The 24,043-nt window shown below is 40.0% G+C and carries 26 protein-coding genes; 17 read left to right on the top strand and 9 right to left on the bottom strand.

Translation table 11 applies throughout. The features are described from left to right. Positions 1-77: 77 nt before the first annotated feature. Genes QZ995_RS16065 through QZ995_RS16055 form a run of 3 tightly spaced genes read right to left on the bottom strand, consistent with a single transcriptional unit; the run spans position 78 to position 1,359 of the window. The gene (locus QZ995_RS16065) at positions 78-392 is read right to left on the bottom strand and encodes a DMT family transporter (protein ID WP_301808807.1); all 315 of its coding nucleotides are present in this window, start codon (positions 390-392) and stop codon (positions 78-80) included. A 2-nt stretch (positions 393-394) separates the two neighbouring features. Beyond that, on the bottom strand, positions 395-754 hold the full coding sequence (locus QZ995_RS16060; RefSeq protein ID WP_437124747.1) for a DMT family transporter: 360 nt from the start codon (positions 752-754) through the stop codon (positions 395-397). Positions 755-762: 8 nt separating this feature from the next. Continuing rightward, entirely contained in the window at positions 763-1,359 is a 597-nt protein-coding gene (locus QZ995_RS16055) for a TetR/AcrR family transcriptional regulator (RefSeq protein ID WP_301808805.1), read from the bottom strand. A 260-nt stretch (positions 1,360-1,619) separates the two neighbouring features. On the opposite strand from QZ995_RS16055, the gene QZ995_RS16050 reads away from it, so the two are divergent. Then, positions 1,620-2,261 (top strand): FMN-dependent NADH-azoreductase, encoded by a 642-nt coding sequence (locus QZ995_RS16050; protein ID WP_301808803.1) that lies wholly within the window; start codon positions 1,620-1,622, stop codon positions 2,259-2,261. A gap of 120 nt (positions 2,262-2,381) precedes the next feature. Here QZ995_RS16050 and QZ995_RS16045 read toward each other — a convergent pair whose 3' ends face one another. The 4 genes from QZ995_RS16045 to QZ995_RS16030 all read right to left on the bottom strand — a co-directional run bounded on the left by QZ995_RS16045 (position 2,382) and on the right by QZ995_RS16030 (position 7,455). Beyond that, positions 2,382-3,527: a Ger(x)C family spore germination protein gene (locus tag QZ995_RS16045; RefSeq protein ID WP_301808800.1), complete on the bottom strand. Its 1,146-nt coding sequence runs from the start codon at positions 3,525-3,527 to the stop codon at positions 2,382-2,384. After that, positions 3,508-4,632, bottom strand: coding sequence for a GerAB/ArcD/ProY family transporter (locus QZ995_RS16040; protein WP_301808799.1), 1,125 nt, complete (start codon positions 4,630-4,632; stop codon positions 3,508-3,510). The genes QZ995_RS16045 and QZ995_RS16040 overlap by 20 nt, the downstream gene beginning before the upstream one ends. Before the next feature lie 23 nt (positions 4,633-4,655). Then, positions 4,656-6,164 carry a spore germination protein gene (locus QZ995_RS16035; RefSeq protein ID WP_301808798.1) on the bottom strand — a complete coding sequence of 503 codons (1,509 nt, stop codon included), beginning with the start codon at positions 6,162-6,164 and terminating at the stop codon, positions 4,656-4,658. 82 nt (positions 6,165-6,246) lie between these two features. Beyond that, complete coding sequence (locus QZ995_RS16030; protein ID WP_301808796.1) at positions 6,247-7,455, bottom strand: NAD(P)/FAD-dependent oxidoreductase; 1,209 nt, start codon at positions 7,453-7,455, stop codon at positions 6,247-6,249. A gap of 594 nt (positions 7,456-8,049) precedes the next feature. On the opposite strand from QZ995_RS16030, the gene QZ995_RS16025 reads away from it, so the two are divergent. From QZ995_RS16025 to QZ995_RS16005, 5 genes are all read left to right on the top strand, one after another. Beyond that, positions 8,050-8,721 carry a hypothetical protein gene (locus QZ995_RS16025; protein ID WP_301808794.1) on the top strand — a complete coding sequence of 224 codons (672 nt, stop codon included), beginning with the start codon at positions 8,050-8,052 and terminating at the stop codon, positions 8,719-8,721. Beyond that, the gene (locus tag QZ995_RS16020; protein WP_301808792.1) at positions 8,714-9,238 is read left to right on the top strand and encodes an accessory gene regulator B family protein; all 525 of its coding nucleotides are present in this window, start codon (positions 8,714-8,716) and stop codon (positions 9,236-9,238) included. Before QZ995_RS16025 ends, QZ995_RS16020 begins: the two co-directional genes overlap by 8 nt. Then, positions 9,235-9,369, top strand: a complete 135-nt coding sequence (locus QZ995_RS16015) for a hypothetical protein (protein WP_003341230.1) — start codon at positions 9,235-9,237, stop codon at positions 9,367-9,369. Before QZ995_RS16020 ends, QZ995_RS16015 begins: the two co-directional genes overlap by 4 nt. After that, complete coding sequence (locus tag QZ995_RS16010; protein WP_301808789.1) at positions 9,366-9,740, top strand: LytTR family transcriptional regulator DNA-binding domain-containing protein; 375 nt, start codon at positions 9,366-9,368, stop codon at positions 9,738-9,740. Before QZ995_RS16015 ends, QZ995_RS16010 begins: the two co-directional genes overlap by 4 nt. Positions 9,741-9,907: 167 nt before the next feature. Next, entirely contained in the window at positions 9,908-10,075 is a 168-nt protein-coding gene (locus tag QZ995_RS16005) for a hypothetical protein (protein WP_018674303.1), read from the top strand. On the opposite strand, the gene QZ995_RS16000 is transcribed toward QZ995_RS16005, so the two are convergent. Beyond that, on the bottom strand, positions 10,069-10,461 hold the full coding sequence (locus QZ995_RS16000; RefSeq protein WP_301808787.1) for a helix-turn-helix domain-containing protein: 393 nt from the start codon (positions 10,459-10,461) through the stop codon (positions 10,069-10,071). The genes QZ995_RS16005 and QZ995_RS16000 overlap by 7 nt on opposite strands. A 498-nt stretch (positions 10,462-10,959) precedes the next feature. Here QZ995_RS16000 and QZ995_RS15995 point away from each other — a divergent pair, with 498 nt between their 5' ends. The 7 genes from QZ995_RS15995 to mutL all read left to right on the top strand — a co-directional run bounded on the left by QZ995_RS15995 (position 10,960) and on the right by mutL (position 21,332). Then, on the top strand, positions 10,960-11,775 hold the full coding sequence (locus QZ995_RS15995) for a (2Fe-2S)-binding protein (protein WP_301808786.1): 816 nt from the start codon (positions 10,960-10,962) through the stop codon (positions 11,773-11,775). A gap of 383 nt (positions 11,776-12,158) precedes the next feature. Continuing rightward, positions 12,159-13,670, top strand: a complete 1,512-nt coding sequence (gene miaB, locus QZ995_RS15990) for a tRNA (N6-isopentenyl adenosine(37)-C2)-methylthiotransferase MiaB (RefSeq protein ID WP_301808783.1) — start codon at positions 12,159-12,161, stop codon at positions 13,668-13,670. Positions 13,671-13,676: 6 nt separating this feature from the next. Then, on the top strand, positions 13,677-14,129 hold the full coding sequence (locus QZ995_RS15985) for a RicAFT regulatory complex protein RicA family protein (protein WP_003337049.1): 453 nt from the start codon (positions 13,677-13,679) through the stop codon (positions 14,127-14,129). Positions 14,130-14,234: 105 nt separating this feature from the next. Beyond that, complete coding sequence (gene cotE, locus QZ995_RS15980) at positions 14,235-14,789, top strand: outer spore coat protein CotE (protein ID WP_301808781.1); 555 nt, start codon at positions 14,235-14,237, stop codon at positions 14,787-14,789. 159 nt (positions 14,790-14,948) lie between these two features. Next, positions 14,949-16,256 carry a putative amidoligase domain-containing protein gene (locus QZ995_RS15975; protein ID WP_301808780.1) on the top strand — a complete coding sequence of 436 codons (1,308 nt, stop codon included), beginning with the start codon at positions 14,949-14,951 and terminating at the stop codon, positions 16,254-16,256. Between the two features lie 49 nt (positions 16,257-16,305). Continuing rightward, positions 16,306-19,050 (top strand): DNA mismatch repair protein MutS, encoded by a 2,745-nt coding sequence (gene mutS / locus QZ995_RS15970; RefSeq protein ID WP_301808778.1) that lies wholly within the window; start codon positions 16,306-16,308, stop codon positions 19,048-19,050. Positions 19,051-19,079: 29 nt separating this feature from the next. Then, positions 19,080-21,332, top strand: coding sequence for a DNA mismatch repair endonuclease MutL (mutL, locus tag QZ995_RS15965; protein WP_301808777.1), 2,253 nt, complete (start codon positions 19,080-19,082; stop codon positions 21,330-21,332). 384 nt (positions 21,333-21,716) lie between these two features. Here the strand turns inward: mutL and QZ995_RS15960 are convergent, their stop codons facing one another. Then, positions 21,717-21,944 (bottom strand): WYL domain-containing protein, encoded by a 228-nt coding sequence (locus QZ995_RS15960; RefSeq protein ID WP_301808774.1) that lies wholly within the window; start codon positions 21,942-21,944, stop codon positions 21,717-21,719. A 31-nt stretch (positions 21,945-21,975) separates the two neighbouring features. Here QZ995_RS15960 and QZ995_RS15955 point away from each other — a divergent pair, with 31 nt between their 5' ends. The 4 genes from QZ995_RS15955 to QZ995_RS15940 all read left to right on the top strand — a co-directional run bounded on the left by QZ995_RS15955 (position 21,976) and on the right by QZ995_RS15940 (position 23,774). Next, positions 21,976-22,179, top strand: coding sequence for a hypothetical protein (locus QZ995_RS15955; RefSeq protein ID WP_301808772.1), 204 nt, complete (start codon positions 21,976-21,978; stop codon positions 22,177-22,179). A gap of 136 nt (positions 22,180-22,315) precedes the next feature. After that, complete coding sequence (locus QZ995_RS15950) at positions 22,316-22,468, top strand: hypothetical protein (protein ID WP_301808770.1); 153 nt, start codon at positions 22,316-22,318, stop codon at positions 22,466-22,468. A gap of 104 nt (positions 22,469-22,572) precedes the next feature. Continuing rightward, positions 22,573-22,938: a hypothetical protein gene (locus tag QZ995_RS15945; protein WP_301808768.1), complete on the top strand. Its 366-nt coding sequence runs from the start codon at positions 22,573-22,575 to the stop codon at positions 22,936-22,938. A gap of 221 nt (positions 22,939-23,159) precedes the next feature. Then, positions 23,160-23,774 (top strand): nucleotidyltransferase domain-containing protein, encoded by a 615-nt coding sequence (locus tag QZ995_RS15940; protein ID WP_301808765.1) that lies wholly within the window; start codon positions 23,160-23,162, stop codon positions 23,772-23,774. Positions 23,775-24,043 lie beyond the last annotated feature (269 nt).

Genomic DNA, 24,043 nt, shown 5'->3' with positions numbered 1-24,043 from the left:
TGTCATTGCGAAATGGCGAACATTCTCGCAATATCAACCTTCTGTGCTTTTCTGCTCATCTTTGCTGTTGCAGTAACCTATGAGATTATTTTCAAACCAATAGTAGCGGATACAATCATCATAATAAATAAAATCCGCTTCCATTCTTTCGGTTCCTTATAAACAAGCATACCCAATAAGGCGCTCCCAACTGTACCGATGCCAGTCCAGATTGCGTAAGCTGTACCCATAGAGATAGTTTGCATGGACAGGTTCAAAAAGGTAAAACTAAGAGCGAATCCCCCCGTTAAAATCAGGTAAGAGGCTAAACTCTGCTTCAATGAGACCTTTTTTAAGCCAAGCACGCCAACAATTTCAAAGCATCCTGCAAAAAATAAGAAAACCCAGCCCATGCTTAGCTCGCTCCTTTCATCTTCGTTTCATTCGTACTGGAATCATCAGACGTAATTAATTTCAGTCCGATCACACCTATCAGCAATATACCAACAAGGCTTATTTTCGCTAAATGGAACGGTTCACCAAATAACAACATTTCTGTCAAAACAGTTCCTGTAGTACCGATTCCTGTAAAGACCGCATAGACCGTTCCAATAGGCAGAGATGTTGTTGCACGGATAAGCACAATAAAACTCAGAGCAATCGTGGTCATTGTTCCAGCCCATTCATACCAGGCAGAGGAGTGTTTAATCCCCGAGACCCAAATAATTTCTAATAAGCCTGCGATAAGCACGTATGTCCAGTTCCGGTTCATCATATTTACTCTCAATCCCTTTCTATGTGTATTTGAAGGGATATTCCCTTGGCAAAAATTTTCCATGAAGAAACCCAGCGTTTCTCATATCGATCTGATCCACCAAACAATAATTCCGCAAATAGACCGTCCATTAAACAAAGAAAGGCAATGGCGGCATCTTGGGGAGCATCCACCTGAATTTCTCCTAATTCTTTTGCTTGCTTGAACAAGGGGACCAGCATAGCCTCCAGTTCGTTTAAAAATTGATTGGTCACTTCACTAACCGGCTTCACCAAACTAGATGGGGGAAAGAAAGCCATCCGAAGCCAAAAGGTAAACGTACTATCGTGAGTAAAATTTGTTTTGTAATGATTTAACAATTCCGGTAACAAGGTAGCTAGGGGCAGACCCTGATTGACCATCAAAAATTGTTGTATCTTGGCCTTCTCAATCGTAAAGACATCATGGATCAGGTGTAAAAAAAGATCTTCCTTTGCCTTAAAGTGGGCATAGATGGAAGGTTTTTTAATGCCAACCTCGTCTGCAATTTGAGCAAGCGACGTTCCCTCGTAGCCGTGTTGAGCAAAGCACTGCAAGGCAGCCTCTTTTATCTTGTTTGCAGTCATAATACAAAACCTCCTACCTAACGTTCGTTAGTCAAAGCATCTCACAGGTAGTTCACTCTTGTCAAATGAAGAATGCGCAAAGGATATAAAAGGGTAAGGAAAAATATAGAAAGATACTTTTTAAATAAATGTGTTGACAAATTTTCTATCAAAAAGTACTATACTTATATAAGGTAAGTAAATAAATTTTAATGTACTACATGCCGGAAGCTTATCAAGCAAATAATAAGGTACATAACATCAGAAGGGATGATACAAAAATGGCAAAAGTATTGTATATTACAGCAAATCCGAATTCTGTCGAGGATTCCTTTGGACTAAGTGTGGGAGAAACTTTCGTAGAGGCATATCGTGAAGCTAATCCTCAGGATGAGGTAGTACGTGTCGATCTATTCAAGGAAGATATTCCAATGATTGATGGTACTGTATTAGACGCATGGAACAAATTGCGTCAAGGAACTGCGTTCGGTGATTTATCTCCAGAAGCTCAAGCTAAAGTTGGCCGCATGGGTGAAGTATTGGATCAGTTCTTGGAAGCAGATCGCTATGTATTCGTAACACCAATGTGGAACTTGAGCTTCCCTCCTGTAGTGAAAGCGTACATTGACAACGTATTAATCGCTGGAAAAACCTTCAAATATACAGAAGCTGGTCCAGCAGGCTTACTAAACGGTAAAAAAGTTCTCCATATTCAAGCGCGTGGTGGTATGTACTCAGAGGGTCCTGCTGTTGACTTTGAATTTGGTGATAAATATTTAAAAGCAGTAATGAACTTTATCGGCATCACTGACTACGAAACATTGGCAGTAGAAGGTATGAACGCACTTCCTGCTGAGGCAGAAAATATCAAGGCAAAAGCAAAAGAGCGTGCAATTGAAATCGCGAAAACGTTTGGTAAATAAAAATAAACTGCGAAAAACGACCAGTTGATCAAGTCAGGGAATAAATAAAAACAAAATCCATTCAGCAAAAAAACGCCAGGCTTACATATAAGCTGTGGCGTTTTTCTTTTGTTCCCGTTACTAATCAATAATACCAGTGCGTGACAGGGTATTATGGACGATAATTGAAAATTCGGCTTTGGGATATAGCTCTCTCCATTTATCCCGAGTTAAGTTACTGTTACGGACAGCACTACGATATTGCTCGCCAAAACCAATAGGATCTGTGTTTAGCTTTTGGGTTCGAGCAATTAGCTTTTTAATATTCTTTTTCATTTCCTGATTGAGAGATCGTTCAAGCGCTTTAATCACATCCTTTGTTCTTAGGCTAATTTCCTCGGAAATTTCATGTATTTGAGACACGGCATGTAAGGTTATTTGGAAAGCAGGGGGATTTTGACGCATTACTTTTATCTTCGCTTTACTTTCCAAATTACTGATTACTACATATACGGTATCCTTTTGAGAATACCTAGACTTTTTGGGGATAAGCTCCTCCAATTCCTCTCGTTTCAAAGCAATTTCATTTGTTCCCGCTTTGTACTTATCTCGAATCAATTTTAAATAAAAACTTTCCTGTGCATTAAAGTGACCTACCATCTTATCATCGCAAAATAATGCGATATCAGACATGTGTACCTCGTTATTTTTGTAATGAAAGAGGGGCATTACAGGGTCTTTTCCTACCGAATAGAAATCATGTAAAAATTGGTGGAGTGTGGTTGAAATTAATTCCTCATGCCGTGAATTTTGTTGGATTTGTTCATATAAAAATGTCCCGATGTTACTGATTTCTGGGAAGCGATTTTTTAATAGGTCACTGCTATTATCCTGACTCACGGCTAAATACACGCCAGTACCAATCTCAGCATCACGGGCTAGTGTATCTATAAGGTTGATAATCCCGTGCTGAGCTAGTGGTGAGCCAAACAAGACAACACGTAGCTGACCGGATACCAGCCGATTAGAAAATTCCTGATTTTGTTTGGTTCGAATACCTTTTAAGGTGTTGGCAGTATTGGTAAGCACCGCTACTTTATCTTTTGCATTGGGATCTATGCCATATAGTGCAGCGGTCCCCATGATTCGCTCATTAGGTAACAAATCTACTCCCATTGCCACAATTAAGCCCATTTTTTCAAGCGGCCGTCCTGTTACGCAACCGGCTACTACCGCCAGCATGGCCACGAAACAGACAAAAAGGGTTTTACGAATTGTTCGCTTCATGTTGATTCCCGCCTTTTTTTAACCATTTTTCTCGAATGAAGACACAGGTAAACAGGAATAGAGGATATGCGAAAGCAACAATTATTCCAATGGTAGCCATGATATTACTGATCGATTCAATCTGAATTCGTGTCCTAAAAAGCAAGCAAAGGCTAAAGATAAGCACTAGACAAATCGATAGTGACTGATTTTCTGTGAAGGCAAATATACATTTCATCCCCCGAATCGCTGCCCAAAAATACAGCATAATGTTTGGAAGGACAATCAATAGCCACAAACAAACAGCAATGTACTCGAAGCGTTCTAAAAAGGGAAGCTGAACGATTTTATACATCGCGAAGGTCGCCCAGTTATTTCGCATTAGCTGAGGGCCTGAAAAAAAAGCGAGTGTCACTACCATCACTAATAGATACATACAGGTGATGGAAAGAGAAGCCCACTGGACATAACGGTTTACTTTTTTCTTCCCTTTGATAAAGGGATACATAAAGTATAGTAATTCAAAGCCTAACAAACTAAATGACATCGACTTGGTTCCAAGCAATATTTCGTTTAGGCTATGCTCCCCGATTGGAAGTAAATGATTCCAAAATAAATAAGGGGAGGCAAAAAAGACTAGCGGAATGAGCCAGAGGGTTAGAATGACGGCCAAATAAGCAAAACCGACGACCGTACGGATACCACCTGTCACACCATAGGCGACCAATAATAAGATGAGCAAACTTAAGACCCAATTGGGCATATCAAGAAAGATCCAGGTTTGGACCATGTCGATGTAATTCATGATAATGATGAAGGGGGCAAAGAGCAGGTAGCCAACATAGATAGCATTTAGAAGCCTACCTATCCATCTGCCAAATACCGTGTAATGAATCAGAAACAGATCATAGTAATCAAATATGCGAAGTGTTTTTACCATGATCCATAAAACGAACGATAGCAGGCATCCAGCTAGTATGACGGATATCCATGAATCATGACCTGCATGCTGATAGACATAGCGCTGAAAGCCTAGGATACCTATCCCAATCTGTACGCTATGCAGGGCGTAGATTAATAAAACAGTGTTAAACATGAGATAGGGTCGAGGTTTTTCTGGAGGCATAGTGAACCTTCCTTCCATCATCCTTACTTATCAAATTTGTTCTTATTTTTGTCTGCAGGTGGATTAAATTTGTAAGAATCATTCCCCCGATTGAAATGAGCTCTTTTAGCGAACCAGGAGAAGGGAAGACGTACTAGAGAGTTTCTCATACCTATAATACGGGGAGGAAAAACGGGATACAGATAGGGAGCTCCAAGACTACGTTGTTTTAAGAGATGCAATAACAGAAAACAGATACCAGCCATAATACCTATTCCTCCCCAAAGACCAGCTAAAATGATGATGGGAAAACGAATAAGACGAAGTGCATTTCCCATCATATAACTTGGAGTAGTAAAAGAGGCAATAGCTCCTAGCGCAACAATCATAATGAGAATGTTACTCGTAAATCCCGCCTGTACAGCAGCTTGTCCAATGACAATCCCGCCTACAATACTCATCGTTTGGCCGACTTTTGTTGGAAGTCTTGCCCCAGCTTCTTTTAATAATTCCAAAATCAATTCCAGCATCAGAGCTTCAAATATTGGTGGAAAGGGGACCTTGGAACGAGACTGGGCGATGGATACTAGGAGAGCTGCTGGAATAACGGCGTAATGAAAAGTGAGGGCAGCAACATAAGCAGGAGTGAAAAGAGTAGAAATCAGCAGGGAAAAAATCCGAAGAATACGTATAAAGGAAGCCATGTTCCATCGCAGATATTGATCTTCTGTGGAACGGAAAAAATCAAAAAAATTACAGGGTCCGATGATAACAAATGGACTGCCGCTAACTAACAGAACCAGTTTTCCTTCTAACAGAGAAGATACAGTCCGATCAGGACGTTCTGTTAACAGCAATGGAGGAAAGACAGAATAAGAATTATCATCAATCAATTGGGCAAGGGTAGCGCTGTCAATGATCGTGTCAACTTGTAAATCCTCTATACGTTGACGGACAGTATTCACATTCTGCTGCGAGCATAAATCTTTGAGGTTAAGGATATGCACCTGACAAGGAGAGCGTTCTCCAAGCATGAGTGTCTCCACTTGTAAATCTGGGGTCGGTAGCATATGGCGGAGTAAAGATAAATTTTTATCGCTATCTTCAATAAAACCTACTTGCGATCCATAAATTTGGCCTTCCGTCTCTGCGCGTGACAGACTTCTAGATTCCGTTTTAGCTAAGCGGATTAATAGTCCACAAGCTTGTTCGTGAACATGAATGTATGTCCAGCCTTGGGTAAGGGATGAAGCAATCATTGATAGGTCTGAATTAGGTTTCACAGCAGTTACGGGTAGGTGATCCACAAGGGTTTCTGCGTCCATTGTCTCATTGAGATGGGACTGAAGGATAGGCAGAATTTTTTTCTGCAAAAGATCAGTGTCCGTTATGCTCGGGAGATAAAACAGTGCCAGGAGCTCACTGTTTTTTGGAACATAACGGATCATTAAATCATCGCTTTTCAGCTTTGCCTTTATTTGTTTTTCTGCTTGGTAAACAGAAAGGGAGATGTGTTCTTTTTTGCCTAAGGAAGCAAAATATTGTTCAAACATAAGCGCCCCTCTCTCTGACAAATTTCCTACACTCATTGTGTGTAGCCTGTTGAGAAATATTCCTTTTGCAAAAAGGATTCCATTACGTGCGGGCAAAATCTACTAAATGGGCGTCAGTATGAAATCCTTTAATAATAAGGTCATGAATAATTTGAGCTCCAACCATGGTGGAGACTGTTCCGTTTCCGCCATAACCAAGCAAAAAATAGCATTGAGGAAAATCAGGCTGTGTACCGATTAAGGGCAGACCATCATTTGTTTCACCAAAAGTTGCAGCCCAGGAGTATTCGATGCGCATATCAGGTATGCTGGGAAACAAGCTTTGAACCTGCTGAAGCAATAGCTTGGCTTTATGCTGTAAATGAGAATCGCGTTCTTGCTCGTCAAAGCAATCAATATCTAAGCCCCCTGCTACAATTCGATTATCCACAGTAGTACGAAGATAAAGATAGGGACGGGCTGTTTCCCAAATAAGTGAACGCTCATACCACCCCGTAAATGATGGGAGAGGTTTAGTAACTAATGCAAAAGAACTGGAGAGCTTTACAGTTTGATTCCGTTTGATTTGCTGGGTTTCATATCCAGTAGCAAAGATAGCTTTTTTGCAGCGGATGCGGTTGCCTTCTGACGTATAAAAAACAAGGGTATCCCCTTCTAAGGTATGATGTATGATTTCGGTTTCAGCATAAATGGGCATTCCTTTTTTATGAGCATGCTGAAGAAGCGAGTGAACGAGCTTAAACGGATTAAATTCCGCATCGCCTTCAGAATACAGGGCAGCAGGTTTACTAAAAGAGTAACGCTCTTTTATTTCATCGGGGTTAAGGAGGGTTACAGGGAACCCGTATTTAGACAACCAGTTATATTCAGTTTGCAGGCTCTGTACATCCTCTGGTTGCGAAGCGAAGTAAAGGCTTGGTCTTTGTATGTAATCGGGTGAAAGTTCTAGCTGTGAGGTGATATGCTGTAATTCCTCCACAGCTTGTTTGCACATCCAATAGAAGCGTGCTCCGCTATCTTCGCCAAAGGTATTAATCATGGATGTCAGTGATTTATCATTGGCAAATTGCAAAAGACCTGTGTTAGCAGAGGAACTACCATGGGCTACCTGTCGTTTGTCTACCAATACGGTATCTACGCCACTATTTATTAAATAAAAACTACAGAGGGAACCAGCTTCTCCACCGCCAATAATGAGAACATCACATTGAATGTCCTTCGCAAGCTTTGGATAACTAGAAGGAGATGGCAGTGTATTCACCCAAAATAATGAGCCAGTTTTTACATTCATAAGTACCTACCTTTGCATTAAGATAACTGTCATATTAGTATGTCCTATCACCTAACATTTATGGTGGATCATTCGTTTCGAAATATGTCATGTGGGCATTGCTTGTTGGTGGTTTGGACAAAAGTAGTATTGAAATATAACAAGGTATTTTATTAGATTAGAAAAGAAAACCCACTGTCTTTTTGGGTGTTATTTATTACATTTTATTTCAATAAAAACCTTTATATAGTAAGGATTTACAGGGGTGTTGAGATTTTATGAAAGTATAGAATACCAAAATAATCCGTGCTATAATATCGAAGTAAAGGTTTCTTAAGTAGCTCTCTTTTATCCCACAAGGGAGGGAGGTGAGTACATAAAGGTTTGCAGAGGTACTTCAGACGTTGTCTTTGATGTTCATTTTTTTATTGTTCTTTTTAGCCTTGATTTTTTTTTGTCAAAAATACAAAGCCTCCCTTGAGCTGATTAAGCGAGGAGATCATTTTTCACCAAGAAGTTATGAGCGAGCTACATTCTTTATGAGACAGTTTATTGTATGGTCGTGAATACGGAGCACCTACATCGTTTTGATCTTGGCTAAATAGGGGATATATTATGAAAAGTTTTTTATACGTATTGTTTGGATTTATTGATTCTTTTACCATTTTATTTTTAACCTTCAAAGCATTTAGGTTGCCAGTAACAATGTATTTGAGGGACTTCACCATAATGGCTACAGCACTCTCCATAACGTCCTTTGTCAATAGGATTGTCTTAGAGGTGAACGGAAGTGATGTTGGAGCACAATTTGTTTTAATTGTGGTGTTTTTTAGACTTTTGTTTAAGATAAGAATTTATGAATCAGCTTTAATTGCTGCTATTGGGTATCTAAGTTATCTAGGAATACAATTTGTTATATATCCTGTTCTTATGTCTTTTGGTCTAGTAACACTAAGTGATGGTAAGAGTCTTGTAGAGTGGGGGACCTTTCTAATTCAGCTAATTACTGATGTAACCGTTTTGGTGATAGGTTGGCTAATTGGTATGTTTAATTTTGGGTTTTCCTTTATAATGCAACCACCTCACGATTTATACCAAAAAGGAAAATTGGATTCATTAAAGATAAGAATCATTTGTGGATTGGTGTTAGGGATTATAACTATTTCTACTACTACATACTGGATTTTTATTTTTAAAGGTGATGTATGGGTGTTGATATTGCCTATTCTAGCCCCTCTTTTATTGTTACTTCGGTGGTTAATTAGGAGGGACAAGATTATTGATTGAGAAACTATCGGAAGCGATTTCTATCAAAATAAAAAGTGCAAGTCCAGAGCGTACCAATAGCATAGCTGTATTATCTTACGCTCTTTCTATTTTGCTTAATTTCTTTTTTATTTGTTTCTTTTTATTCCTAATAGGTCTTTTAACAGATAGGTTACAGGAAACCTTTTTCGCGTTGATGTCTTTTGTGATATTACGTTTTTTTTCAGGTGGATATCATATGAAATCCTTAGACCACTGTGTGATTGTTACGACAGTTATTATTGCAGTGATTCCATATATTCCTGTAAACAATATTATCGTATATCTACTAACAGCTATTAGTGTTATTCTAGTGCTCATTCATGCACCTAATAGTACATATGAAAACCTAACAGTACCTCGAAAAGTTCTGATTTTAAAATTATGTTCTGCTTTGATTGTAAGTATAAATTTTGTTATCGTTTCTCCCATAGTAGCACTAGCACTCTTTGTTCAATCATTACTATTGATCCCAAGAAGGGAGGTGAGTATAAAATGAAAAAACATATCGCAGAAACTACATCGATTATGCTTACCGCTGTAGCTAGAGCTTTTGCTGTTTCTTTCAAAGCTGGTATCGGTAGTCCTGCCGTGCCAGAAGAACTAAAAAAGCAAAGTGAAGCAAAATGAAACCTAGGCTAACGGGAATTAGAATCGAAAGAAAGTACGATGAGTCAGATTTTGTAGAATTTGGAGTAGAAGAGGTTAATTATGTAGATCTCTTTAGACCCAAAAAGAATTCAGACAGCATTTTACGCTTTCATACAAATAAAGGTATATTTCTTGCAGTGACTACATTAGAAGGAATTCGGGCATCTTGGGGGAAGTATGGATTTGTTTCTTTAGATGCTGTAAATGTTGTCAATCTCGAAAATATTACATATGTAGTGGAGAATGCGTTGTTCATCAGGGCTTACTTCGGTGACGGTTCTTATACAACAGTTTCTAGGTCTAAGTATGAATTAGTTAAACATCTAAAAAGAAAGAGTCATCCAGATTAACTGGGTGACTCTTTTTTTGACATAAAATTATACATCAGGTTATTTTAAATGTAAAGAAAAATTGAAGGGGGTAAAACAGACAGGCTTTATCTTCATTTTTCGACAAAAAATTCTATAATTTAATGATAAATTTTTATATGCAAAGAATTTTAAAGTAGGTGAAAAAAATGGAGATAAAAGCGGTAAAACTCACAGATTATACCAAAATGAAAGCCGTTGAATTAGCCGAACTCTACTTAATCGAAAATAAAGACTATAGTATAAATTCCATTATTTGCTTTATAGAGAAAATCATTGAAGATGCGAAAAAACGCCATAATCAGTTCGATTACTGATCAGGACGATTTTTGTTTTTTACGATTTCGACAGCGGCTTCAATCATTGTACCGATATTCATCTGAATGTCTTCGGGTAAAGACAAAAAATCATTAATCTTTTCCATTTGTTTTGGAGTTAATTTTTCTAATTTTTCCTTAGGCAGGTATACATCCACTAAAGAGAGATCGTGATCAGATTGTTCGACTGATCGGCCGAGTAGATAATCTACAGTAACCAAATACAAATCTGCTAGCGCAATAAGAGTATCATTATCGGGTTGCGAGTGATCGTTCTCATATTTGGAGATAGTGGAGTAGTCAAGTCCGAGCTTATTGGCCACTTGTTCCTGCGTTAATTTTGCTTTTTTTCTAGATTTTTGTAGTCGTTGACCAAATGTCGACATATTCTCACCCCATTTTTTCTAACAATTATACGATAGTTGAAGTATCTTCAAAAGAAATATGAAGAAAATTCAAGTTATCGACATAAATGGTTTGAATTTATTTCAAGTATTTCCGTATGTATTGCAGAATATCAACCATGGATTTTTGTCAAAAGATGCTAGTTACCCCAATACTATTGTACATAATTAATATAAATATAATTTGATTATTAAGATAAAAAATAGATTTTTAGATTCTTTGAGTTGAAATTTCTTCAAGTTTTATTCTTGAAAAATTGGCAGCAAGATTAAAATTGCACAGGAGAGCAGAGGCTGATGAAGAACTATAGGGAATGTCAAATAAAAAGTGGCTACAAAACGTCATGGGAGAACGTTTGGTAGCCTTTTTGAGTTGAATGCTCTAGCCATGTGCTTTACAATTACAAATAATGAAAATCATTCTCGGACATTAGAGCCGTTTTCTGCTACATAACGAAGAGTAAGAAAAGGGGAAATATAATGAAAAACGAATATATCCAACATCTTGATGAGATGTTTAATATTCATTTGCTAGAACCAAAGGGGGCTTTTTGTTCAATGCCTGCCACTGACCTACTTAATGTGAGCCATATGCGAAATTTTATTGATCAATACGCTCCACTGATCAAGGCATTAGATGATACGGCTACGGCTGCTTACCTAGCTAGCTGGTTTCTTGCGATGGCTACAGGACTGCAGTACATGGTGTCGGTGCAAAATAAGGCGCTGGATTTCTCCTTAGAGAATGTAATTGTACATATGAGTCCAAAATCAGAGGGATCGTATAATCGAATCTCTTTTCAACTCCGCTCCTGGACAGAAACAAAAGCACCAGTGAGTGACGAGAAGAGGCAGGAATGGAGAACGGATATTCTTTCTAGGCTGTATGGTGAAACATTGCGTCCTCTCTTGGAATGCATATCTGCTGTTACTGGATTTAACGTAGGTCAAATGTGGGGACAACTGCCAACGAAATTCCATCATTTTATAACAAATCTTTTGGAACAAACAACGAGTTCAGAAGAGAAGCAGCGTGTAATTGATGACTTTCATTTTTTACAGCATGAGTTCAGTCCAAGTGTCTTTGGACGCAGCAAGAATCCGTTTGATGTGAAGGTGCGATTAATCGAACATATAGAGGATCCAACAAAGCAAATGAGAATGAAAAATGTTTGCTGTAGATATTTTAGAACCGAGGGTGCCCAGTATTGCTATACCTGTCCTCTCATGAAGGAAGAGGATAGGGCGGCCAGAAGAACGAAACACCGGGCTGAAATCATCCGGGCGAATGCATAATTGCCAAGAGCATGCTTCGATCAGACATTCCTCCAAAAAACTGCATCATTTTAAAAAGCAAGCCTCAAAAGGGCATGGTATTGTCCACGTTCAAGTAAATTAAATCGTTTGATTTCATTTCGTAAGAGCTTTTCTTGAATCAATCAGGAAAGGCTCTTTTTCACGTATCCATTTTACCCTCGCATCAGACTTGTTTTACAATTTCAGATAACACTTTCTAAAAATAGTGGTAATTGGTTTTTCTCTTTGAGATGTATGACAAGAATAACTGCGCCCACCCTATTCCCAGAGAACTTTTTTCCTTTTATTCTCAAAGTACAAATATGCTATAATATCTGGATGATAGCAGAAAAAAACAGCATATTATGAGGTGAATATAGAAAATGATCGATAAAAAAGAGGCGACAACGGACTTAAAATCCGGAAAGTCTAGTAAGTCCACAGCAGATTATGCGAAATATTTCCAGGCGCCAAGCTTAAAGGACGCCAAGAAACGCGGAAAAGAAGACATTACCGTGCATTACGATTTCAGTATTCCTGAAGAGATGAAAGAAATAGGAAAAGGTCTTCACTATTTGATTCGCACGTATGGCTGTCAAATGAACGAGCATGATACGGAGACCATGGCTGGAATTTTTGAAGCGATGGGTTACACTGCGACAGAAGATACAATGGAAGCTGATGTAATTCTGTTCAATACCTGTGCGATCCGAGAAGGAGCAGAGGATAAGGTGTTCGGTGAGCTTGGTCACATGAAGCATCTGAAACGTAACAATCCTAATCTCATTCTCGGTTTATGTGGCTGTATGTCACAAGAAGAAAAGGTAGTCAATAAAGTATTACGCTCCTATTCAGAAGTAGATATGATTTTTGGAACGCATAATATACACCGTCTGCCAGTATTATTGCGAGATGCCATGTTTAGTAAAGAAATGGTGATTGAGGTATGGTCTAAAGAAGGCGATATCATTGAGAACATGCCGAAAACACGCACGGGTGATATCAAGGCGTGGGTTAATATTATGTATGGCTGTGATAAGTTCTGTACGTACTGTATCGTGCCTTACACACGTGGAAAGGAACGCAGCCGTCGACCAGAGGATGTCATTGCTGAAGTGCGTGAGTTGGCACGTCAAGGCTTTAAAGAGATCATGGTACTGGGACAAAACGTAAACGCATACGGTAAAGACTTTGAGGATCGGAAATATGGACTTGGGGATTTGTTAGACGAACTTCGCAAGATTGATATTCCACGTATTCGCTTTACGACAAGTCATCCACGGGATTTTGACGACCACCTTATTGAAGTCTTAGCAAAGGGCGGAAATTTGGTAGAGCAAATTCATCTGCCTGCACAGTCTGGTAGCTCGGAAGTATTGAAAAAAATGGCACGTAAATATACACGCGAGCATTATATGGAGTTGGTTCGCAAAATAAAGGCTGCTATTCCTGATGTCTCGTTAACTACAGATATTATTGTAGGATTCCCGGGTGAAACTGAGGAACAATTCCAGGAAACACTTTCCTTGATGAAAGAAGTGGAATACGATTCAGCGTTTACCTTTATCTACTCTCCACGCGAGGGTACTCCGGCAGCTTCTATGGTGGATAATGTGCCAGAAGAGGTGAAAAAGGATCGTTTACAACGATTGATGGCCGTGCAGAATGAGATTTCCTTGCGTAAAAATCAGGAGATGGTCGGTAAAACCTATGAATTGCTGATTGAAGGAGAGAGTCGAAAAAATCCAGAGGTATTAGCCGGACGCACTCGAACTGGAAAATTAGTGCATGTAAAAGCTGATAAATCTTTAATTGGTACACTGGTACATGTTACAATTACAGAGGCAAAAACATTTACCACATATGGGGAATTAGTGACTAAAGTTGAGGTGTAATTGGAGATGGCAGAAACACCGGTTTACACAGATCAAGAAATTTTAGCAAAAGCGCGTGAATTAGCTAACATGATTTCTCGGACGAAGGAAGTAGACTTTTTCAAACGAGCAGAATCACAGGTGAAGCAAAACAAACGCGTTCAAGATTTGATTTCCAGTCTGAAAGCAAAACAAAAGCAACTAGTCATGTATGAAAGCATGAACAATACGAAACTTGTAGAAAAAGTACAAGCGGAGTTCGATGCTCTTCAGGAAGAATTAGATGAGATTCCGCTAGTTACAGAATTCAAGCAATCTCAAACAGATGTAAACGATCTTTTGCAAATGGTGACCCATGTTATTACCAATACTGTGTCCGATAGAATTATTTTGGATACGGGTGGTAATCCTCTTACTGGTAAAACAGGTGGACCTGAAGCCGGCCATCATGATGATGAAGGCTGTGGCTGTGGTCACTAAAGTATAAAAGATTAATTCTTGCCGCAACAGTTCTCTCGATCTTGCACTCTGAGCGAATCACCTGCATACAAATGTACAGAAACGATGTATGGAGGAGGTTACAATATGTCTGGTCCAGATAAAGATTTGCAGTGTCGAGAATTGATTGCCAAGGCTGTCTGCGGTAGAGGACATAGATTCTCGCAAACGACACATACGATCACTCCTACTCAAACACCGACTACTATCTTAGGATGCTGGATTATAAACAATAACTTTTCAGCAGAAAAAGTGTTAGAATCGGTCGTTATCAGTGGAACGTATGATGTCAATCTCTGGTATTCTTATGAGGATAATACTCAAACAGAAGTCAAAAAAGAAGAAGTACAGTATACTTTAGATGTTCCTCTTTCTTATTTTGACAAACATTGCCGCGGTGATTTAGAAATCATTTGCCAGTGCATTGAACAACCAAAATGCGTCAGAGCAGAAATTTGCGGTAATGCAGTTAATGTAAGAGTTGAACAAGAGTATTCTGTGGAAGTTGTTGGAGAAACGAAGGTGTGTGTTGTAATTTGTCACCACTGTGAGGATAAAGACTCCTACTCGCATGACTTTGATGACTCAACCGAAGAGTACGATCAATTCGACTCATCGAGTTTACTAGATGATTTAGATTAAGCTGTAGAAAAAGGCTGTCGGTCTGTCCGGCAGCCTTTTTATGTCTATTTTTTAAAATAAAAAATATTATATTCTAATTAAAATGGTACCTTACTGGGCCATGCACCTTACTTTTTTATCATGCATAGCGTGTAGGAAGGAAGTAAGGGAGGTAAGCGTATGTCTAACATGGTAATGAATAAAGTCGCCGCTTCTACGTTTGAGAAGTGGAATAGGGAGAGTGCCATAAAACATACGCATCATCGAGAGAAATTGTTGGCTATTCTGAAATTACACGGAGTGCCAATTCAGACGTACGATGGAGTAATCCCTATGCAAATGTTTGAGGTACATCTGTTTCAGCACCAGGTTGCTGCCATTTATCGAATAGAGGAACGGAATGTTTGGATTTTACAAGCAGCACGAACAACTGGCAAAACGCAAAAAGAAGAGGTCAGTCAAAAGCTGGATGAGATTGAGAAAAATCGAATCATTGCCCTGGCGATTCGTACCATTTACGCTCTTGGATTAGATTACGGGAAAGTGACAATTGGAGTTCATTCCCCAACAAGGATGCGGGTACTGGACTGTCAAGCCGAGCTACCAGCAGATGTTTCACTACGGGAACGTTTACAGGTGTTTATGAAGCAATGTGAACAGCAAATTCTTTTAGATCAAGTAGCAGCTCCACAAGTAATGCTAGGAGCCGATCCAGAATTTGCTTTACGAGATCAGTTTGGAAATATGGCAATTGCTTCAGAATATTTACCGAAAAATGGTGTTATCGGATATGATGGAGTCCGATTAAAAACAGAGCTTATTTCGCATCAGCATCCATTAGTTGAAGTTCGGCCAGAACCCTCAACTGAACCAGAAACTGTCTTTAAAAATATTTATAGAGCCCTCCATCTAGTTCAACGCCGGATTTCAGATGATTCGATTATTTGGTTAGCAGGGGGAATGCCCTTTGATGGTTATCCAATCGGCGGTCATGTTCATGTTAGCGGGACCGCTCTCCATTTTGATTTAGTGCGTAAATTAGATACGTATTTGGCATTACCTTTATGTTTACTAGAGGATCAAGGATGTATGAAAAGGAGACCGCGCTACGGTTTTTTAGGAGATGTACGTGCACAGGAGCATGGAGGATTTGAATACAGGACTCTTCCCAGCTGGCTGGTTTCACCGAGAATCGCCAAAGGAGTATTGGCTCTTACAAAAGTAATTGCAGAATCTCAATATCTTCTCAAGCAAGATGTAAGTACAGACATATCCATGCAGCTTGCCTACTATCGCGGGGATAAAGAAAAACTTGCTTCATTGGTCAAGGACTTGTATTTGGAGATCAATGATCTTCCTTTATATCAAACGTATCGAAAATATATAACCCCTTTTTTTCATAGTATTTTTATGGATGGGGAGTGGCCTTGCAATCAGGATATGAAACTGACTTGGAAGTTACCTCCATTTCATCTCAACAACCACTAGGAACCATGCTATAATAGATGAATGATTATGGGTATTAGGAGTAGAAATAATGGCACAATACACCCCGATGATTCAACAATATCTAGAGATAAAGCGTCAGTATACCGATGCTTTTTTGTTTTTCCGTTTAGGTGACTTTTATGAGCTATTTTTTGAAGATGCAATCCTGGCTTCACGCGAACTAGAGATTACATTAACAGGTCGCGGAGGAGGAGCTGAAGAGCGCATTCCCATGTGCGGAGTTCCTCATCATGCAGCAGAGACCTACATCGCTGAATTGTTAAAAAAAGGATATAAAGTAGCGATTTGTGAGCAGGTAGAAGATCCGAAAGCATCAAAAGGTGTTGTAAAGCGTGAAGTAACGCGAATGATCACACCTGGGACCATGATTGAGGGAAAATGGTTACACGATAAAGAGAACAATTATCTAGTTGCTATTGCCGCTTTGTCAGGAAAAGCGGCGGTAGCAGCGTGTGATTTAAGTACTGGTGAAATGTATACCACCTCGTTGTCAACCATGTATGCCGCAGTAGAGGAAGCAATGCAATATCGGCCGAGTGAGCTACTGCTATGTGATATCGCTGAGGATGAGCTTCGCGGAAAAGGATTACCGCCCCATATGTCTATTACCTGCCTAGCTACCAATGCAGTGTCGCAAACAGCTGTAGATGAGCTCTATCCAGAGGAAGCTACGCAGCTGGAGGATGCAGTCCGCCTAGCTATGAATGGACTTTTGCACTATGTGGGGACTACGCAAAAGCGAGCGTTAACACATATGCGTTCCCTACAGCATTACGTGGCAGATGAATTTCTGCAAATGGACCATTTCTCTCGAAGAAATTTAGAGCTGACTGAAACGATTCGGGACAAGTCCAAAAAAGGCTCTTTATTATGGCTTCTGGATAAAACAGAGACGGCCATGGGGGGACGGTTGTTACGTCGCTGGATTGAACGGCCTCTTTTGAATCCTAAGGAAATTGGCAATCGTTATGATACAGTAGAAGCATTTCGCCACGATTTATTATTGCGTTCTGATGTACGTGAGGGGCTTGATCGCGTATATGATTTGGAGCGTTTAGCGGGACGGATTTCTTACGGTAATGCAAATGCCAAGGATTTGGTGCAGCTACGCCATTCTCTTGAAGCTATCCCGAGTGTAATACATCTATTGGCTAACAGCGGAGAGGAAGCCCTGCAAGCGATTGCTTCAGATATGGATGACTGTAGTGACATTGCCCAATTTTTAGCGGAAACCCTTGTAGAAGATCCTCCTGTAAGTGTCCGTGAGGGTAATTTAATTCAGGACGGTTATGACGAATATCTAGACAAGCTCAGATTAGCTAGTCGCCAAGGAAAGGGCTGGATCGCACAACTCGAAAAAAGCGAGCGGGAGTTAACAGGAATCCGCTCCTTGAAGGTAGGCTTCAATAAAGTCTTTGGTTACTATATCGAAGTTTCGAAGGCTAATCTCGCTCACATACCGCCGGGACGTTACGAGCGTAAGCAAACCCTGACGAATGCGGAGCGTTATGTCACCCCAGAGTTAAAAGAGAAGGAAGCCCTGATTCTGGAAGCTGAAGAGAAGCTAGTGGAATTAGAATATCAGCTGTTTACCCAAATTCGCTTGGAAGTAGCGAAGCATATCCCGCGGATTCAAAATTTAGCAGAACGAATTGCCCGCATTGATGTGCTGCAAGCTTTTGCTACGGTGAGTGAAGAACGTGGCTTTATCCGTCCTACCTTGACCGCAGATGGCGAGGTTTATGTAAAAGACGGTCGCCATGCTGTTGTGGAAGCTGTATTAAATCAAGAGAAGTATGTTGCAAATGACGTGACGATGAATCAAAAGGATCGCAATATTTTACTCATTACAGGCCCTAATATGGCGGGTAAGAGTACATATATGCGTCAAATGGCGTTGATTACGGTTATGGCTCAGATCGGCTGCTTTGTTCCGGCCAGTGAAGCTCGTATTAGCCTGGTCGATCAGATTTTTACTCGAATTGGAGCGGCCGATGATTTGGTGGGGGGATTCTCTACTTTTATGGTGGAGATGCTAGAAACTCGTAACGCGCTGGTAAAGGCAACACCGCGCAGCTTGATATTACTGGATGAAATTGGGCGGGGAACGTCCACTTATGATGGTATGGCCTTAGCTCAAGCTGTCATTGAATATATCCACGAGCATATCGGGGCAAAGACCTTGTTCTCTACACATTATCATGAACTGACTGATCTGGAGGAGAAAATTCCAGGAGTGGTAAATGTTCATGCACGCTGCGAGGAACGTGACGGCAAGCTTTTATTCCTGCATAAGATTGAAGAGGGACGCGCTGATAAAAGCTACGGTATTCATGTCGCTGAATTAGCAGAAATGCCGCTAGAGGTAATCAGTCGTGCACGTGAAATTTTACAGGGCTTAGAAGGCAAGGATCGAGAAGCGCCATTAGAGCAGCTTTCGCTTGATATGCTTTGGGGACAAGCACCAGCGGCTTCCCAGCAGGTTTTTTCAGGTTACACGGAAACAATGACTCATCAAAGAAAGAATAGATCTGATGATGCTTCTACACCAAAGGCAGTAACAGAAGGAAAAACGGATAAAACCGAAACAATAGTAGAAATTGCAGAGGTAGCCCAAGCCAAAGCGACATCTAGCCAAAAAGAACCTTTGCCAAACCCAACAGAGGCTGATGTTCTCTCAGAATTACGTGATATCGATTTAAATCAAATGACGCCTCTACAGGCACTCATTCAGTTGTCTGACTGGAATGCACGTTTACGCAAACATAAATAAGCTTGCTTCACACAGAAAGGAGGAGGAACATGGGAAAAATTCAAGTGCTTACGGAGCAGGTAAGCAATATGATTGCTGCTGGTGAAGTGGTGGAACGCCCAGCCTCCGTGGTGAAGGAGCTGGTGGAAAACGCCATTGATGCAGGTACCTCTCAAGTAGAGATTCATATTGAGGAGGGCGGATTACAGCTAATCCGCATCGTTGATAATGGCGCGGGAATGGACCGGGATGATTGCTTGCGAGCTTTTGAACGGCACGCTACGAGCAAGATTCGTTCGGCACGTGATTTATTTCATATTCGTTCTCTTGGTTTTCGCGGGGAAGCCTTGGCATCTATCGCCTCGGTATCTCGAATTGAATTGATGAGTGCTGAAGATAGCGGACAAGTAGGAACTAAGGTCGTTATCGACGGTGGAGACATGAAAAGCGTTGAGGATTTCGCTAGGGTAAAAGGAACGGAAATTGTTGTACGTGACTTATTTTTTAATACACCAGCTCGTTTAAAATATATGCGCTCCATTTCAACAGAAGTAGGACATGTATCAGATTATGTAAACCGTTTAGCGATTACCTATCCAAAAATTGCTTTTACGCTGACTCATAATGGAAAAAATCTGCTCCAAACATCGGGCGATGGCAAACTGTTGCATGTGATGGCCGCCATTTATGGGGTTCAGGTAGCCAAGCAATTATTGCCATTTGAAGGAGAGACGTTAGATTTTCGCTGGAGCGGTCTTTTATCTAAGACAGAGGTTACGAGAGCGAATCGTACGTACATCTCTACGCTGGTTAATGGTCGTTATGTACGCAACTATCCATTATCACAAGCAATTATGCGAGGCTACCATACCTTTTTGCCGATTGGGCGTTTTCCGATAGTCGCTATGCATATTGAAATGGATCCAATTTTGGTTGATGTAAATGTTCACCCTGCTAAATTAGAAGTACGTTTTAGTAAGGAACAGGAATTATGTGCAGCGGTTGAACAATCAGTAAAAGAGGCACTGCGCGCAGGCTTACGAATCGTGCAGCCGATGCAAACGAACAGTAAGCCCAAAATTAAGCTGGAAAAACCGTATCAGCCGCAGTTTAATCTAGGTGAACAGCATTCAAACGAGCAGCAACAGCAGATGAATCGATTACTGACTGCTTTTGATGGACCGATTAGAGAAAAACGGTCAGCCTACGTAGAACAATCACCAGACCCTGCATCTTCTGAATGGACGGCAAAAAAAGGAGCTGGACAGCAAGGAAATCGGGAGCTAAGAGCAGAGGCTCACATACAGTCAGATCAGCAACCCGAGAGCAAATGGATGTACACAGGTAACAGCAAGCCTAGCTATCCTGCTCACAATTCCAGTCAGTCTGTCACAGAAGGCTCTCGTAACCATTTTGCTCAAAATGAGGCTGGAAATGTTATTGATGCTAACGCGCTTGAAAAGTCGTCAACTGAAGACGATATGTCCGATTTGAGGAGTATCGATACAGTGGAAGACTTCTGGAGCGATTCTATCGAGGACGGCAATAGCACAGTACACGAGGAAGCTTTTAACATGCTGAGTTCAAATGGAGAAGAACAACCAGAGCATATAGGTGAAATGAGTAACTCAGTTGAGGAAGATGCCGAGAATACATCCATACAAAAAGCAAGCAACCATGATGATGCAGCGCACGTCGATGAGGCTGGAAATGCTGTACCAGTTTTATACCCAGTAGGCCAGGTTCATGGTACGTACATCATTGCTCAGAATGACACCGGCATGTATTTAATTGATCAGCATGCTGCTCAGGAACGAATTTTTTATGAGTACTTCATGCAAAAACTGCAAGAGGAAAAGGTTTCGAGTCAGATGCTTTTATTTCCGCATACAGTTGAATGTACAATGCAGGAGGAAGCGAAACTGTTGGAGCGACTTGAGTTGCTGCAATCCTTTGGGCTAGATATAGAATGGTTTGGCAACCGGACGTTTATTGTTCGAGCTCATCCTCAGTGGTTCCCTCAGGGGAGTGAAGTGGAGGTCATTAATGAACTGATTCAGTTCGTACAAGAAGCGAGCGAAAATGAACGGGTTGACGTGAGTAAAATGCGGGAAAAGGCTGCGATTATGATGTCATGCAAAGCTTCTATAAAAGCGAATCGCTATTTAACCCACGCTGAGATGGAGGCGCTTCTAAACAAACTTCGCCAAACTACGAGTCCATTCACTTGTCCGCATGGCAGACCCATCGCTATTCATTTTTCAACCTATGATTTAGAGAAAATGTTTAAACGCGTGATGTAAGCATAAAAAATTATATTGGCTTTTAAAGGCTAACAATAACAAGGGTTTTGGTGTGCTTTGTCATAAAAGGATATAGTTATTTTTACGGAATGACAACAATTTGACAACCTTTATCCTGTTAAAGTTTCCTTGCGTCGGAATGATATTATCCCCTTAAAGTAGAGTGTACCACCCACCGTCAGGTGGGTGGGCTTTTTACATTGTCTACTTGAAGGGGATAATATCACCACGCGGTGCTTTTTTATTGCATTTAGCTTACAGGGATTCCATCGAATTGTGAGGCTATAGTTTCTTGCTCTTTATGTGGTGGGATTGGTCTTATTTGATAAATCTAAGCAATAAATTAAGAAAAGCATCCGTTTAGGGAACGGATGCTTGGTTAGACTAGAATTCAACATCAAATCCTGGTGTGAAATGTTTACCAGAAGCTTGAGCCGAAGTGATTTTCGAAATAGTAAAGCTGCGTATCTCATCACGCATTAAACACCAACCAAAAAAACGAGTATCCCGAAAAGAATACGGTTCAACTAAACGCTGTTCTCCATCGTATGTAATGTATACCATTTCTTTACGAGCACCACATGATTCAATCGTTTCTACTACACTCATCATTTTGCACCTCCAATCGGAAGGGATATGGAGTATGGATAAGGTTATATCGATGAAAGAATCGCATGATAGTGAGCAAATAACCTGGTTACCATTGAATCGACCGCCAATAGGAACAGCTGTCATTGTGTTCTGTAAAGGATGTAAGAAAAAGCACCCTGTATATGATGAAGACACCAACCAAATTGGATGGTGGTGGTGCTTCAATAAAAACAGACCATACCCAGTTAGAGATTGATCCCTCCTACTCCAGAACCCTTGGAAAGGGAAATAGTTCCACATTTTGATAATTATGTTCTGGATGAATAGGATTTTTGAAACTTCGAGTTTCATACAACGTATTACTAAAAAAGGTGATTTTTAGGAGGTGTACGATGATAGAATTAAATGTAATTCCCAAAGATGGTTTGGTACAAATATTATCTTTTGCTATGGAATATAGGTGGCAACTATTTCTAATTGCTGGTGCAATAATAGGGGGCCCGCCAACATTTAAACGAAAATATATGCTAAGCCTTCAGGGATGACCAGCTTAGCGTTTTTTCTTACTCTAATCCTAATGTTCGGGCGGTTATAGCCCGGATCACCGAAATACGCAATGCGATAAACAAAAAGCACTGGAGGGTAAAGCATGGCCCGAGAAGTACAATTTGATGATGAAGGTGTAACCTTAAAATTAACAGGAGCGACAGGATTTTTCGCAGTAAAGTTCAATCTTAAAATGCCCTATAGTACAATTAAAAGTGTATATGTTGACTACTTCGATGCTCCACAATGGATGCTTCGGATGCCTGGAACCTCCATTTCAGCACTTAATATTTTTGAGGGGAGTTTTAAATACGCAGATGAGTGGTACTTTCTCTCCTATGAGAGAAGAGAACCTCTGTTAATAATTGAGTTGGAAGGGCATGAGAAGTATAAGTATGTGATTTTTGAGATAGATGACCCTTCAAGTGTTGCATCAGATATTCGGAAACGCATAAGGGTAAATATCTAAATCAGTGAGTAGCAATAAAAAACTGGATAAATACTGAGAAGATTTGTGTCAAAATGTAGAAGCGCCAGAACCTACTTGAATTCCTTGGAGTAGGTTTTTCTGACGCTTTGCTGTTTATTATGCGATTAGCGTATGTTTTAGGATCAAAACTTTACTATTTTTCGAAATTATGGCAGTTTAGTAGAATATGGCCCTAGTAACTTTAGCAAAAATAAGGAGGAATGATTAATTTGAGAACCGATATAGATAATTGGATGCCAGTAACCGTTTCGAGAATATATGAAGTGTTCTCTGAAATTCCAATTAGGTGGTGTATTGCTGGAGGTTGGGCATTAGATTTACATTTGGGCAATAAGAGTAGGCAACATAGTGATATAGATGTAATTGTCATTCGAGAAGACCAACTAGCTGCTTACCAATCTTTAAAAAGAGACTGGACGCTATACAAGGCAAAAGATGGTAAAATTAAGATTTGGGAAGAAGGAGAATTTTTAAAGTCAACAAATGATGTATGGGTTAGTAAAAACAATAATTCTCCTTGGGCGTTTCAAATTATGTTAATTGATATTGAAGAAAGTTATTGGATTTATAAAAGAGAAAAATCGATTAAAAGAGCAATAAACGAAATATTTTTAAGAACGCCCGAAGGGATACCTTATTTGAAACCTGAAGTCCAACTTCTCTATAAAGCTGGCTCTTCTCAAGTCAGGGAGAAGGATTATAATGATTTTCAAACAATTCTCCCAATACTTTCACTACAAGAAAAAGAATGGCTTAAAGTATCTTTAAAACAACAATTCCCAGAAGGACATGCTTGGATTAAATATTTAAATTAAAATGGTTTTGAGCTAATCGATTTATTAATTTAACAAGACATTACACTTTATTAAAATCAATAGTTACATTGAATACATGTAAATGATGTGGGAAGCATTGATATTCGAATAGTTCTCACATCGCAGTTAAGATAATCGGGTAATGTTAGCTATACCTCTAATAGGATATAAAAAATTTAAAGGCGCTTAACTAAGCGTTTTTTTATTGCCCATCGTTGGGATTATGAAGTTCGGTAGGAACTACCACAGCGCGACGGACTTTGGAACCC

Source organism: Brevibacillus laterosporus (assembly GCF_030489605.1).
In the GTDB taxonomy this organism is placed as follows: domain Bacteria; phylum Bacillota; class Bacilli; order Brevibacillales; family Brevibacillaceae; genus Brevibacillus_B; species Brevibacillus_B laterosporus_E.
This window is presented reverse-complemented; position numbering and strand designations above follow the sequence as displayed.

Bases quoted from the DNA above. Each gene is read 5' to 3' on its own strand.
- mutS (WP_301808778.1), top strand. From the start codon at position 16,306: ATGGCACAATACACCCCGATGATTCAACAATATCTAGAGATAAAGCGT.
- QZ995_RS16015 (WP_003341230.1), top strand. From the start codon at position 9,235: ATGAAAAAACATATCGCAGAAACTACATCGATTATGCTTACCGCTGTA.
- QZ995_RS16060 (WP_437124747.1), bottom strand. From the start codon at position 754: ATGATGAACCGGAACTGGACATACGTGCTTATCGCAGGCTTATTAGAA.
- QZ995_RS16035 (WP_301808798.1), bottom strand. From the start codon at position 6,164: ATGTTTGAACAATATTTTGCTTCCTTAGGCAAAAAAGAACACATCTCC.
- QZ995_RS15995 (WP_301808786.1), top strand. From the start codon at position 10,960: ATGAAAAACGAATATATCCAACATCTTGATGAGATGTTTAATATTCAT.
- QZ995_RS15985 (WP_003337049.1), top strand. From the start codon at position 13,677: ATGGCAGAAACACCGGTTTACACAGATCAAGAAATTTTAGCAAAAGCG.
- QZ995_RS16005 (WP_018674303.1), top strand. From the start codon at position 9,908: ATGGAGATAAAAGCGGTAAAACTCACAGATTATACCAAAATGAAAGCC.
- QZ995_RS15955 (WP_301808772.1), top strand. From the start codon at position 21,976: ATGGATAAGGTTATATCGATGAAAGAATCGCATGATAGTGAGCAAATA.
- QZ995_RS16050 (WP_301808803.1), top strand. From the start codon at position 1,620: ATGGCAAAAGTATTGTATATTACAGCAAATCCGAATTCTGTCGAGGAT.
- QZ995_RS16030 (WP_301808796.1), bottom strand. From the start codon at position 7,455: ATGAATGTAAAAACTGGCTCATTATTTTGGGTGAATACACTGCCATCT.
- QZ995_RS16045 (WP_301808800.1), bottom strand. From the start codon at position 3,527: ATGAAGCGAACAATTCGTAAAACCCTTTTTGTCTGTTTCGTGGCCATG.
- QZ995_RS16025 (WP_301808794.1), top strand. From the start codon at position 8,050: ATGAAAAGTTTTTTATACGTATTGTTTGGATTTATTGATTCTTTTACC.
- cotE (WP_301808781.1), top strand. From the start codon at position 14,235: ATGTCTGGTCCAGATAAAGATTTGCAGTGTCGAGAATTGATTGCCAAG.
- QZ995_RS15975 (WP_301808780.1), top strand. From the start codon at position 14,949: ATGTCTAACATGGTAATGAATAAAGTCGCCGCTTCTACGTTTGAGAAG.
- QZ995_RS15945 (WP_301808768.1), top strand. From the start codon at position 22,573: ATGGCCCGAGAAGTACAATTTGATGATGAAGGTGTAACCTTAAAATTA.
- QZ995_RS16065 (WP_301808807.1), bottom strand. From the start codon at position 392: ATGGGCTGGGTTTTCTTATTTTTTGCAGGATGCTTTGAAATTGTTGGC.
- QZ995_RS15960 (WP_301808774.1), bottom strand. From the start codon at position 21,944: ATGATGAGTGTAGTAGAAACGATTGAATCATGTGGTGCTCGTAAAGAA.
- QZ995_RS16055 (WP_301808805.1), bottom strand. From the start codon at position 1,359: ATGACTGCAAACAAGATAAAAGAGGCTGCCTTGCAGTGCTTTGCTCAA.
- QZ995_RS15940 (WP_301808765.1), top strand. From the start codon at position 23,160: ATGATTAATTTGAGAACCGATATAGATAATTGGATGCCAGTAACCGTT.
- QZ995_RS16010 (WP_301808789.1), top strand. From the start codon at position 9,366: ATGAAACCTAGGCTAACGGGAATTAGAATCGAAAGAAAGTACGATGAG.
- QZ995_RS16040 (WP_301808799.1), bottom strand. From the start codon at position 4,632: ATGCCTCCAGAAAAACCTCGACCCTATCTCATGTTTAACACTGTTTTA.
- QZ995_RS15950 (WP_301808770.1), top strand. From the start codon at position 22,316: ATGATAGAATTAAATGTAATTCCCAAAGATGGTTTGGTACAAATATTA.
- mutL (WP_301808777.1), top strand. From the start codon at position 19,080: ATGGGAAAAATTCAAGTGCTTACGGAGCAGGTAAGCAATATGATTGCT.
- miaB (WP_301808783.1), top strand. From the start codon at position 12,159: ATGATCGATAAAAAAGAGGCGACAACGGACTTAAAATCCGGAAAGTCT.
- QZ995_RS16000 (WP_301808787.1), bottom strand. From the start codon at position 10,461: ATGTCGACATTTGGTCAACGACTACAAAAATCTAGAAAAAAAGCAAAA.